The 13,223-nt window shown below is 32.5% G+C and carries 11 protein-coding genes and 1 other RNA gene; 6 read left to right on the top strand and 6 right to left on the bottom strand.

The features are described from left to right. Positions 1 to 162: 162 nt before the first annotated feature. The gene (locus tag ACKGJY_RS00365) at positions 163 to 909 is read left to right on the top strand and encodes a hypothetical protein (protein ID WP_413971859.1); all 747 of its coding nucleotides are present in this window, start codon (positions 163 to 165) and stop codon (positions 907 to 909) included. A gap of 66 nt (positions 910 to 975) precedes the next feature. Here the strand turns inward: ACKGJY_RS00365 and rnpB are convergent. Both rnpB and ACKGJY_RS00355 read right to left on the bottom strand, forming a co-directional pair. Continuing rightward, an RNA gene (gene rnpB / locus ACKGJY_RS00360) (RNase P RNA component class A) lies at positions 976 to 1,326 on the bottom strand. 365 nt (positions 1,327 to 1,691) lie between these two features. Continuing rightward, a complete protein-coding gene (locus ACKGJY_RS00355) occupies positions 1,692 to 2,444 on the bottom strand; it encodes a hypothetical protein (protein WP_413971858.1) in 753 nt (250 codons plus the stop codon). Positions 2,445 to 2,694: 250 nt separating this feature from the next. On the opposite strand from ACKGJY_RS00355, the gene ACKGJY_RS00350 reads away from it, so the two are divergent. From ACKGJY_RS00350 to ACKGJY_RS00340, 3 genes are read left to right on the top strand one after another with little or no spacing between them, the layout of a single operon-like run. After that, positions 2,695 to 4,437: a DNA polymerase III subunit gamma/tau gene (locus ACKGJY_RS00350; RefSeq protein WP_413971857.1), complete on the top strand. Its 1,743-nt coding sequence runs from the start codon at positions 2,695 to 2,697 to the stop codon at positions 4,435 to 4,437. A gap of 2 nt (positions 4,438 to 4,439) precedes the next feature. Further along, entirely contained in the window at positions 4,440 to 5,003 is a 564-nt protein-coding gene (locus tag ACKGJY_RS00345; protein WP_413971856.1) for a hypothetical protein, read from the top strand. After that, entirely contained in the window at positions 4,990 to 5,571 is a 582-nt protein-coding gene (locus ACKGJY_RS00340; protein WP_413971855.1) for a tRNA-(ms[2]io[6]A)-hydroxylase, read from the top strand. Before ACKGJY_RS00345 ends, ACKGJY_RS00340 begins: the two co-directional genes overlap by 14 nt. Here the strand turns inward: ACKGJY_RS00340 and ACKGJY_RS00335 are convergent. The 4 genes from ACKGJY_RS00335 to ACKGJY_RS00320 form a co-directional block, all read right to left on the bottom strand. Then, positions 5,568 to 6,095, bottom strand: coding sequence for a porin family protein (locus ACKGJY_RS00335; RefSeq protein WP_413971854.1), 528 nt, complete (start codon positions 6,093 to 6,095; stop codon positions 5,568 to 5,570). The two genes, ACKGJY_RS00340 and ACKGJY_RS00335, sit on opposite strands and share 4 nt — an antisense overlap. A 100-nt stretch (positions 6,096 to 6,195) precedes the next feature. Next, positions 6,196 to 7,101, bottom strand: a complete 906-nt coding sequence (locus ACKGJY_RS00330; protein ID WP_413971853.1) for a Ppx/GppA phosphatase family protein — start codon at positions 7,099 to 7,101, stop codon at positions 6,196 to 6,198. A 1-nt stretch (position 7,102) separates the two neighbouring features. Then, on the bottom strand, positions 7,103 to 9,166 hold the full coding sequence (gene ppk1, locus ACKGJY_RS00325) for a polyphosphate kinase 1 (RefSeq protein ID WP_413971852.1): 2,064 nt from the start codon (positions 9,164 to 9,166) through the stop codon (positions 7,103 to 7,105). 124 nt (positions 9,167 to 9,290) lie between these two features. Further along, positions 9,291 to 9,779, bottom strand: a complete 489-nt coding sequence (locus ACKGJY_RS00320) for a SixA phosphatase family protein (protein ID WP_413971851.1) — start codon at positions 9,777 to 9,779, stop codon at positions 9,291 to 9,293. A gap of 466 nt (positions 9,780 to 10,245) precedes the next feature. Between ACKGJY_RS00320 and ACKGJY_RS00315 the strand changes: the two genes are divergently transcribed. Continuing rightward, positions 10,246 to 10,752 (top strand): Fn3-like domain-containing protein, encoded by a 507-nt coding sequence (locus ACKGJY_RS00315; protein WP_413971850.1) that lies wholly within the window; start codon positions 10,246 to 10,248, stop codon positions 10,750 to 10,752. Positions 10,753 to 10,799: 47 nt separating this feature from the next. After that, on the top strand, positions 10,800 to 13,223 hold a 2,424-nt coding region (locus ACKGJY_RS00310; RefSeq protein WP_413971849.1), incomplete at its 3' end, for an HYR domain-containing protein.

The raw sequence follows: 13,223 nt of genomic DNA, 5'->3' as shown, positions 1-13,223 counted from the left end.
GAATTAACATATGTTAACTATAATTAGCTTTTTTTCAGTAACTTAGTCATCTCCTTAAGAGTCCCGTACTCTACAAAATCTTTGCTCAAAAAATCAAAAAACATTTTTTTTTGAGTACAGTTATGGTTTAATTTTTAATTCTAACTTTTAAAACCATAAATTATGAAAACCATCAAATCAATTTTATTACTAGTAGTAATCAGTGTTTTTACATTACATGTAACAGCGCAACAAATGTTTACAGTATTTCAAGACAATGTAAAACCATCAAAAGCAATGGCCTACGAAAAAATTGTAAAAGAATTTAATAAAGCCTGTGAAACACATAATGTAGAAACACAATGGCTTACAGCAGCGCAAGACGATTTTACATACTATTACATTACGCCCATAGATAATATGGCAGAACTAGACAAAAAACCTATGGCTGCTATGGTAGAAACCATGGGAGATACGTTTAAAGATATGGTTAAACGTATAGAATCCTACACCACCGCAAATGGTTCGTATATAATACATAGTGTAGATGAGTTAAGTTATAAAGCGCCCGAAGGTACAGATACCTCTAATCAAAACTATCGTGTATGGTACGAATTACATTACCAAGCAGAAAACAAAGACGAGGTAAAAGAGAGTATGAAAGCTATTAAAGCCATGTTTGAAGAAAAAAACTCAAAAGAATATTACAATATATACCATACAGGATTTGGCACCATGAAAAACTACTATTTAGTATCTGTAGCTGCTGTAGACGAAGTAGATAGCGCCACAACATCTAAAATGAATAGAGACGTTTTAGGTCCAGATCGTTACGAAGTATTTAACAAACTAATGAGTTATATAGACCAATATGTAGAACACAGAGGCATGATGCGAACAGATTTATCATACATGCCAGAAAAAGGATAAAACATATAGTAACCAACCCTTTTTTAACCATAAACCCTTCCCAAAATTATCGGGAAGGGTTTATTATATTTAAGCAAATCTATAAGCCGAATTCTGTTCATCCTGAACCTGTTTTAGGTACTCCTAACACAAAAACAAGAATACCCTATCATTTATCTACATTTACTGTTGCCAGCAAACTTTAGCTGCCTACCCTCCAGCAATCAAGCGTGCCGCTTTCAAACGCTGGTATACATGGCATTGCACCACACAGAGTTTACCTGGTTTCACTACGGCATTACCCGTACATACTTTCTGTTGCACTTTTCCTAACCTTTCGGCTGGTGGCTGTTAGCCACTGCGTTGCACTTCGGTGTTCGGACTTTCCTCTTAAGTACCAAATATATTCGGTACAAAAGCGATAAGGCGATTTACTTATGCGCAAAAGTACAATTACTATAATTTAAAACCCTAATAAATAAAAAAAATTGGGCGCCTGCCTACCTGCGGTATCGCAGGCAGGTTACCCTCCTTCGTCGGGGTCAGGCTTTCACTACTCAAACCTCCTACGTCGGGGATTTCAAATATACCTTTCAATCCTTAACGCGGGTGTATTTGCTATGGTTTGTGCTTAATTCTATATGTTATACTTTTTTGGGAGGTTCGTTTAACGTTTATGTGTAAGAATAGTTGCGGGTTTGTATGCGAGAATTTTCCGAAGGAAAATCAGACGTAACAAAACAAGCAATGACCTTTAATTAAGGAACTAAACCGCAATTATTTTTATACGGTGTTACAAGGCGTTATTCTTGTTTTTTCCAATATCTAGGATTGGTCAGTATGGTATCGGTATCCACCATATTTTCAAAAAATTTTCTTATCTGCTCTATTTCTTTTCTCTTTTTGGTGTCATAGGAATAGATTTTAACCGAAACCATATCATTTCCCACTTCAGTTATTGTTGCCTTTAGTTTCAACGATTTCTTTTTAATCAGTCCAAGAGGAAAATGAGAAAAATCAAAGCTTAAATTGTCTCCAATTTTATAAGAGTCAAACTCAACTATATTATTCTCTTTCAAAATTCCCTTTTCAAATACCAATTGTAAATTATCCTTATTCTTTGTCCATTCGTATTCTTCTTCAAGATACAATTCAGCATATCTACAATAGTCTGGCGATGAATAAATTAAAAGTTTAGAGTCAAACCAATCAGCATAAACATATCCTTTTACAAATTTTGGTGAATAATTGTTTTGTTTAAAGAAATCAACGAGGTCTAATTTTTGTTTTGTTGAATCAACCTTCACAACTTCCAGTAATGCCAGCTTATTATCAATGATTTTCCAAGTCGCACAATACCCTCTCCAACATCCAGTATGTGGAAAATTAAATTCTCCATATGAAAATGGTGATTTTTCAAAATCGAGTTTTTCAAGAGGAAAAGATTTCAAATAAAGCGTATCATTTTCAACTATTAGCAAATCCGATATCTGTTCTGTCGAATAGCAATTTAAAGTGACAATCAGAAACAGAGATATTGTCAGTATTTTATTCATATGTAGTATCTTTTTTTAATGCCCTGTAACTTATCTGGACATACGTCCGTTTTAATAACTTATATCCAACGTTAAACGAAGTTCGACATTTTTTCTGACAAAGTCAAGCTAAGCATCCATTTTATAATCCCGCCTTTTGTTAATAACTATCTATGAAATTATGACTTCAAAATTCATATTTAAAAACTGAATTTTTAAATTTGTTACATAGTCGTTAGCATCATAAGATGCTGATTTAAATTAAGCAAAATTGGAACACTTTGTTGTATCTGCCAGAAAGTACCGCCCGCAAACCTTTAAGGATGTTGTAGGGCAACAGGCTATTACAAATACATTGCTTAATGCTATTGAAAATAATCACTTAGCACAAGCCTTATTGTTTACAGGCCCGCGGGGTGTAGGTAAAACGACCTGTGCGCGTATTTTGGCAAAAATGATAAATAGCGACGGTAGCGAAAGTGAAGATGAAGATTTTGCCTTCAATATTTTTGAGCTAGATGCAGCATCAAACAACTCGGTTGACGATATAAGAAGTTTAACCGATCAAGTTAGAATACCACCACAAGTAGGTAAATATAAAGTGTATATTATTGATGAGGTACACATGCTATCTCAGGCTGCTTTTAACGCATTTTTAAAAACACTAGAAGAGCCACCAAAACACTGTATTTTTATTTTAGCAACTACTGAAAAACATAAAATAATACCTACTATTTTATCGCGTTGCCAGATTTTTGATTTTAAACGTATTACGGTAAAAGATGCTAAAGCGTATTTAAAATATATTGCCGAAGAACAAGGGGTTACTGCCGAGGATGATGCGCTACATATTATTGCACAAAAAGCCGATGGCGCCATGCGAGATGCGCTCTCTATTTTTGATCGTGTGGTTAGCTTTTCGGGCAAAAACCTAACCAGACAAGCCGTTACAGAGAATTTAAATGTACTAGATTACGAAACCTATTTTACAAGTACAGATTTAATATTAGAGAATAAAATTCCCGAATTATTAATTCAATTTAATACCACGTTATCAAAAGGTTTTGACGGACATCATTTTATTGGTGGTTTAGCGTCGCATTTTAGAGATTTACTGGTAAGCAAAACCGAAAGCACTATTGAGCTGCTAGAAGTAGGCGATCAAATAAAACAAAAGTACCTAGAGCAATCGCAAAAAGCCTCGCAAGAATTTTTACTTAAAGGTATAGCATTAGCCAACGATTGCGACCTCAAATACAAAACCAGTAAAAATCAACGCTTATTAGTTGAATTATGCCTTATGCAGCTTGCCTCTATCACTTTTGATGGAGAAAAAAAAAACCGTAAACATTACATAATTCCTGCTTCTTATTTTCAGAAAAAAGGTATCACACCTATTCCTGTAAGTACACCTAAAACGGCAACTGTTACAGCCCCAGAGACTATACAAAAGGAAGAGAGGGTTGAGACTACACCATCTCCATCAAAAAAAGCCGAAGTTTTAGAAAAATTTCAAGTAAAAACGCCTCCAAAGATTGAGTTAAAGCAAGATACCAAACGTACTTCTGGTTTATCTTTAAGTAGCATTCGTGCTAAAAAAGAACATCAAATTAAACAAATGGAGGTTGTTATTGATGAAAAAGAATTACCAAAGGAAGACTTTACCGAAAGTGCATTCATTGAATACTGGAATGCTTTTACCACTAAAATGCAAAATGATGGCAAACATAATTTAGCTTCTATACTTGCCATTGATACACCTAAAGTAGAAGGTACAACAGTACACCTAGTATTTCCTAGTGATACCAATAAGGTAGAATTAGAGCGCCAACAATACGAGTTAATGGGGTTTTTAAGAAAATCGCTTAACAATTATGATATTAAACTCTCTATTACGGTTAATGAGGCTGTTAGTAAAAAATATGCATACACACCTCGTGACAAGTTTGAGAAATTAAAGGAGAAAAATGAAGCTATTGAAGCGCTAAGAAAAACTTTTGATTTAGATATTTAGTTATGAAATACAGTTTATTACTAGTTTGTATTGGATGTATCTGGTTTTTTAGTTGTGATGGTAGACTCACAAAACAAGAATCTTTAAAAAAATCGGTCAAAGCTTTCAATAACGCTGAACAACACCTAAATAGTACAAATATTTTCCCAGAACATTATGCTGAAGTAGAAAATGATACTATTTTAAGTAATGGCTATCGCGTAAAACTTAAAAACTTTACGAATATGAATGCATTACTAGATGCACCAAAATTAACAACCACTAAAATATTACACAAATTTAGACGCGTAGACTCTGAAATTACAGTGTATAAAGATGATAAACTTATTTACAAAGATGTTATTAAGTCTATGGTTTTAGAGGATTACTATCACAACAAAATGGATATAAAACACTACTTAAACAATGGTATTAGTGTAGATGAATTAGCATCTTTAGAAACAGGTAAGCTAATATTAATTACCTCTAATACTGTACTTGGCAGTGATAAAAAAACATATTATAAGATAAGTATTGATGCACACGGAAATTCTAATTTTAAAACGATAGATGATGCTAGGACTTAAATTACCAACCGACCCACGTTGGGTAAATATTGTAGAAAAAAATATTGAAGATATTTTAACCGATCATGCCTTTTGTGAGCAAAAAGCAACGAGTACTGCTATATCTTTAATAGTAAGTTTCCCTGAGTATACCGATTTGGTTCAGGAAATGACAGCTTTAGTAAAAGAAGAAATTAGCCATTTTAAAATGGTACACGACATCATAATTAAGCGCGGTTGGACTTTGGGTAGAGATAGAAAAGATTACTATGTAATTGAGCTTTTAAAGTTTTTTCCAAAAGGTGGAAGTAGAACCACACAACTGGTACACCGATTACTTTATGCTGCATTAATTGAGGCGAGAAGTTGTGAGCGTTTCAGACTATTATCAGAAGAGCTAGAAGATAAAGAGTTAAGTACTTTTTATAGAAACTTAATGGTGAGTGAAGCTAACCACTACACTATGTTTTTGGGATTTGCGAGACAATATGGTAATAAAAAAGAAGTTGACGCCAAATGGCAGCAACTTCTTGATTATGAAGCTAAAATCATGTCTAATCTTGGAACTTCAGAAACGATACATGGTTAAAACTGATAACCAATACCTAATTGAATATTTGTATTAATAGCTTCAATACCTAAATTGTCATCAAAAATATTAGACAAGCCGTAGCTATATCTAACATCTACATATATCATCTGGTTAAATTTATATTCTAATCCACCAATGGCTGAATAGTGAAAGTTACTAAAACCATCATCAGTTTTATGAGATTTTAATGCGACTTGTGGACCAGCACCTAAGCGCCATTTTTCATTTAATTTAAATTTAAAAAATACTGGCATTTGTATTAAATCTAAATGTAATACTTCAGCTTTTGCGCCTTCTGGAGAAAACTGAAGTTCTGGTACAATTGAAATAGCATTTGACAATCTAAAATCACCATAAAAACCAATATAAAAACTGTTTCTATGTTTATTATCCATAGTTGGCGCATCTTTAAAATCTAAATTAGAGATGGTGTAACCTGCACGAATACCGTAAGTTCCAGCTTGTGAATATCCTTGTAAGCAGAGGCTAAGTAAAAAAGCTAATAGTGCTAATCTTTTCATTTTTAATAGTTTTGGGTTTATATTTTGTAATAAATATATGCGTACGAATATATATTATAAATTTAAAACACCATAGAAATTGTAGTTGAATTGCAAAATTTTACTGTGTATTACTAGAAACCGTATTAAAGTATACGCTTTTAATGATACCATCGGCTAATCCTATTTTTGGTACATAGATGTGTTTAGCACCACTCCACTTCATAGCAGATAGGTAGATTCTCATTGCTGGAATAATAACATCTGCCCTATCTTGGTTTAATGCTAATTCTGTAATGCGTTCTTCGTAAGAATAACTTTGAAGCGTATTGTAATACGTAGTTAAATAAAAGTATGTAAGTGGTTTACCTAAAGCTTTACCAGACACCTTAAATATTTTATTGATGTTACCACCAGAACCGATAACACTTATTTTTTCATATTGACTGGTATTTTCATCTATCCATTGATTAAGCTCAGACCATGCTTCTTTTTTTACCATATCGTTCAATAAACGAACTGTTCCAATTTTAAAAGAACGAGATGCTATTTGTTCTCCGTTTCTAATTACTGAAAACTCTGTACTACCACCACCTACATCAACATATAAATAAATTTTTTCTGGATCAATAAATTTATTTAAATCTGTGGCAGCTATAATAGCTGCTTCTTCCTCTCCATTAATAATATCGATACTAAGACCAGAATGTTCTAAAATAGCATTTACAACTTCGCTACCGTTTTTAGACTCTCGCATTGCTGAAGTGGCACATGCTTTATACTTTACTACTTTATGAGATTTCATGAGTAGTTTAAAAGCTAGCATGGTATCTAGCATACGTAAGGTATTTTCTTTAGAAATTTTACCTTTTATAAACACATCTGCTCCTAAACGAATAGGCACTCTAACCAATGAGTTTTTTTTAAAAACTACGGGTTTGCCCTTTTCTTCAATAACGTTTGAAATTAAAAGTCTCACAGCATTTGAACCAATATCAATTGCTGCATATTTTTTTATTGAAAGCATACTAATTCTTTAACTTTTCAAGATAATAATCATACAATGCAATTTGCGACCTTACTTTTGGATTATCATCTACACGATATTCATTTTCATTTTCTGTGTTGATTAATCTAGCTTTTACATTATCACTCCAGCATAAATCAAAATTATCAATTATTTCTTGTTTAATTTCCTCATTATAGATGGGACAACTCACTTCTACCCTATTTTCAATATTTCGGGTCATCCAATCTGCTGAGGAGATATATACTTTAATATCTTCATCTTTCCCAAAAATATACACTCTAGGATGCTCTAAAAACTTATCCACTATACTTATCACTCTAATATTCTCACTAAGTCCTTTTACTCCTGGAATTAAGCAACAAATACCTCTCGTAATCATATCAATTTTCACACCTGCGTTACTAGCTTCATAAAGCTTATCTACCATATCATAACTAGACAAACTATTCATTTTTAGCCTTATATAACCGCCTTCGCCATTCTTACTTTTTTCAATTTGTTGATTAATTAGCTTAAAGAACCCAGATTTTGTGTAATGAGGAGATACAATTAAATGTTTGTAATTATAAATTCTGTAATTGGTTTCAAAAAAATTAAAAACCTTATTTACTTCTTTTAATATCGATGATTTTGATGTAAACAGCGTATAATCAGTATATATTTTTGCAGTAGATTCATTAAAATTACCTGTGCTTATAAACCCATAACGTTTAAGTTTTTTGCCTTCTTCTCGTTCAATCACACACATTTTACAATGTACTTTTAAACCCGGTACTCCAAAAATTAAATTAACGCCCTCTTTTTTCATTTGTTGCGCGTAATGGATGTTAGCTTCTTCATCAAATCTAGCACGTAACTCGATAGATACTGTAACAGTTTTACCATTAATAGCAGCGTTAATTAAAGAACTGGCAACATGTGAAATTTGAGCAAGCCTGTATATGGTAATCTTTATGGTTTTAACTTTAGGATCTAGAGCAGCTTCCCTTAAAAACTTAACTATATATGAGAATGTATGATAAGGAGCATGCACCATGTAATCTTTCTTAGAGATAGCATCAAAAATACTAGTCTCTAAACTTAATCCTTTAACTCTTAAAGGTGTAATTTTATCATACATCAAATCTTTTCTACCTAGGCTTGGAAAGCCCATATAATCTCGCTTATTATGATATCGCCCACCTGGAATTATACTATCGGTATTATCAATACCCATTTTTTGCATAAGATACTCTAGTGTATCTTTTTCAATAGTTTTATCGTATACAAATCTTACAGGCTCTCCAACTTCTCTGTGCTTTACACTATCAGAAATTTTCTCTACAAAACTTTTACTTAAATCACTATCAAAATCTAATTCCCCATCACGTGTTATTTTGATCATGTGAGCAGAAATCGTGTCATAATCAAAAATATTGAAGATATCGCTTAAACAATACCTCAATAAATCATCAACCATTATAATATAACTTTTCTCATCCTCACTAGGGAGAACTACAAAACGATCTACCGTTTTTGGAATCTCAACAAGCGCAAATTGTTTTGTGCTATCTTTCATTTCCATTTTTACTGCTAAATATGCGGCACTATCCTTTAAATTTGGTAAAACGACTAAATCATTTAAAATGATAGTAACAAGTGCTGTACTGATATTCTGAAAATAATAATCTCTAATAAAAGTTTTCTGATTTTCATTGAGTTTTGATTCATTTATAATGTAAATACATTCTTGTTTTAAAGAGGTATCAATTTCATCTAAAACCCTAATACTTTCAGCCTGCTGATTAATTACTATTTGAGTTATAATTTCAAGTAGTTGTTTTGCTTTTATACCACCTAATTCATTTTTTCCGCCTTTACCAGCTTCTACAATACGTTTTACTGTAGCATACCTTACTTTAAAAAATTCATCTAAATTATTAGAAAAAATTCCTAAAAAGCGTAATCGTTCTATTAGAGGTACTCCAGTATCACTTGCTTCTTGTAAAACCCTAGCATTAAACTGTAACCAACTAATTTCTCTATTGATATATCTATTTTCAGGATTTTCTAATTTGGTCATTTGTATGAAGTTATTTCATTAACAAATATATTCTATTTAGGGGTAAAATATTAATCAATACCTATTAAAATTTGGTTAAGTTTTAGGCTATATCAAGTATGGTATTTAGGTTTAGAAAAAGTAGTTAGTCTCTTAAATTCTTAGGGTATATAGTTTTTAGTGTAGTTCCAGGACTAAGTGCTGACCATTTATTTATATTAAATTCTATAATTACAACTCCACAAGTTGGCACATTATCTATATAAGTGTCTCCAAAAGTATTAACAAAAGTCGTAATTGCGTGGTTATGTCCAAAAATCATTAAAGTATCAATAGAACTCTTACAAGTTTTAATAACCTCTAATAGATTATTTCCTGAAAAATCATATAACTTATGGGAGAAAGACACTATATGTTCTTTAACTTTTAGTTTTGGTAATATAATATCTGCAGTTAATTTAGTTCTTGTGGCGTCGCTTATTATCACACTATCAATATCAAGATTTAACGTTGCCAACTTATTAGCAATTAAGTTTGCATCATTAATTCCTCTTTGCTTTAATGGTCTTTGATGGTCGATTACATCATACTCCCATGAAGATTTTGCATGTCTTACGACTATAATTGTTTTCATTTGATTTCGATTAAAAGCGTTTTTATTCGATAAAATGTTGTTTTTATCGATTAAATTCAATTTCTTTGCTAATTAAATAAACATAAGTTAATGAGTAAAGCAAAACTGTACCTTTATTATTAAATATAAGAATATTATATATTCTATTAATCGATAAATGGTGCATATCGTCGGTAAGAAGGAAATAAAAATCAACTTATCGAATAAAACAGTGCTTTGACATTTTTTTTTGAAAAACATTGTAGATATATGTCTATTTGCGAGACCTATAAATTAGAAAAAATGACCCCAAATCAAATTTCAAACTGTAGTGAGGCTTTAATAGTTTCGATTACTTCACATTGTTTTTCCCTCAAAAACGTTACGACTTTTGTTTTGAATAGTAGGTTTAGTACCAACTATTATGGTTAATTTTTGGTTAATTATCAAAAAATAAAAAATTTAATATAAGTAACAAAATATAGTCATGAGAAAAACAACAACTCTATTACTATGCTTAATAAGCTTAATCGCATATAGCAACAAAGGTTTTTCACAAAATATAGCGGATTGTAACGCAGAACTTAGCGTTGAGAAAAACAGAAGTGTAAAATCTATTGGAGAAAATGGCACATTTTTCACTTTAGATTTAAAAAACACTTCTAACACTTCAAAAACTTACACGATTACTTCAAACAAAACAGAACAACCCTGCAAAAAAAGTAATATTGTTAATTCAAAAAGAATAAATATAAGTCCTGACTTAGATGTTACATTTTTAACACCGGAAAATCTTAATTCAAATTTAAAAGAAATTTCTGTTACAGTTAATAGTGGTAGCTCTCAAAAACTCTATGTTAAAGTTGAAGTTCCAAATGGAACTCCATACAACACATGGACGTGTTTAAAGATTAATGCAAAATCTGAAGGTTGTACTTCTAATGGTGCGGAAACTATTTTAAGCGCTTATATATCTAACCCATCTGAAGAATAATTAAATATACTACCAGTTATATATTTAAAGACTTTAAAAAAAGCTTTATGAAAAATAAATTACTATTTCATAGAATCCCCAAAAAAAATCCATTACAGTGGCTTATTGTAATGTGTTTTGTTCTTTCAATAAACTCAATATTTTCGCAAGAGGTTATAGTAAATAAATACGCTGTTGAGAACGCAGATAATTGTAATCAATTTGATATTACTTTAGAAATTATTGGTAATCCGCCTACACAACCTCAAGAAGTTATTCTTGTTATAGACAGATCTGGTAGTATGGATGATGATGATGGTGATCCAACAACGCCATTACCGATTGAAGCCGCACAAGATGCTGCTTTAGATTTCATAAATCGTTTCTTTCTGCCTGCTAATAACCCAACAGGACTTAATAGACTGGCACTGGTTACTTATGCAACAACCGCTACTTTAGATGTGCCTTTAGTTGATAGCAGTGGACAGGTTGCCCTTGAAACTTCTATAAATACTATCATAACAACAGGTTTCACTAACACTGAGCAAGCTGTAATTGTTGCTGATAACGAACTAACAAATAACGGTACTTTTGATTGTAAAACAAGTAGAAGTATTATTCTACTATCTGATGGTGTTCCAACTTATGATAATGATCTTAACTTTTGTTCTAGCATAACAACTGTTACCGAATGTCAAACTGATGCAATTCAAGCTGCTCAAAACTCATGGACAACAACCGTTGGTGGTGAAGTTTTTAATCAAAATTTTTATACCATAGGTTTAATTGGCGGTGTAAGTGGAACTACCGAAGCTATTGGTGTTAGTACTCTTGACCAAATGCAAAATGCTGGTGCTTTTACTACAGAAAATAACGCAGATTTAACAGCCATTTATAACACAATCTTAGGTCAGTTAGTTGCCGCTGCTACACAATTACCTAATCAAGCTTTAGTTACAGATATTATCCAAAGTGGTTATACCGTTGTTCCGGGTTCTATAACAACTAGTAGAGGTTCTGGTTCTGTTTCAGGTCAAACACTTTCTTGGGATCTTAACAGTGTATCTAATGAAACTATAACATTAAATTATACTATTGAAGGTAATGCAACTGTGTGTGGTGTTAACCCTTCAGGAACATCGACTATTAATTATCAAGATTCATCTTGTAATACAGCTTCAATAGATTTTAATAACCCTACAATTTGTTTACCGTGTCCAGAAATAGCTCCTACAATATCTCAAAGTGGATGTACAAGTATTGACTACTCAAGTACTGTAGATCAAGGTGGATGTTCATCAATGGCAGACTCTTACGCTTGGGAATTCTTTTTAAATGGTAATTCGGTTGGAACCTCAAATACATTAAATGGTACTTTTGATTATACAGCAGCTGCTCCTTTTGAAGGGAGTTTTACTGCAACATTAACGTACACAGGTACATATGGCACTGGTTGTATTTTACCAAATGTATCAGAAAACTCGAATACTGTAGAATTAATTGAGTTAATTTCTGGTAATATTTCTTCTCAAACTAATATTACCTGTATAGGTACATCTTCAGGTGAAATAATTGCTGAGGGTGTAGATGGTACTGCTCCATATTCTTATTCTATTGATGGAGTAAATTTTCAGTCTTCTGGAACTTTCTCTAATTTAGCTAGTGGAAATTATACAATTACAATTATTGACGACCTAGATTGTACTACCTCAGTAAGTACAACAATAACTGATGAAGGAGATAATGAGAATCCTACTATTTCTTGTCCTGCTAATATAACAGCTAATACTTCAGATGATGCCATAGGAAATTGTACTACTTCTGTTTCACTTGGTACACCAACTACTAATGATAACTGTTCGGTAGCTACTGTTGTGGCGCAGGTAGATGGTACTGATATTGATCCTGCTACATTCGAGTTTGAAATAGGCGAAACTAACGTTACTTGGATTGTTACAGACGATTCAGGAAATACTGAAAGTTGTACACAAACTATTACAGTAGTTGATAATGAGGATCCTACAATTACCTGTCCTGATCCTATTAACGTAAATGTGGATACTGGTACGGATGGTGCTATTGTAACTTATACCGCACCTGTGGGCACTGACAATTGTCCTAATGTAACTACAACAAGAACTAATGGCATTGCGTCTGGCGAGCTGTTTCCTGTTGGAACAACAACTGTAACCTTTCAAGTAGAAGATGCTGCCGGTAATACAACAACATGTAGTTTTGATGTAACTGTTACGGATACCGAAGATCCTACAATTACATGTCCTGATCCTATAAACGTAAATGTGGATGCGGGTACCGATGGTGCTGTAGTAAACTATACTGCCCCTGTAGGAACTGATAATAATGCTTCGGGAACTGTAACAACAACGCAAATTGCTGGTTTACCTTCTGGATCATTATTCCCTGTAGGTACTACAACGAATACTTTTGAAGTTACTGATGCTAATGGAAACTCTACAACATGTAGTTTTGAT

Source organism: Hyunsoonleella sp. 2307UL5-6, from assembly GCF_047345485.1.
Taxonomy (GTDB): Bacteria; Bacteroidota; Bacteroidia; order Flavobacteriales; family Flavobacteriaceae; genus Jejuia.
Note: the sequence above shows the minus strand (reverse complement) of the source record. Positions and strands in the feature narration are given on the sequence as shown.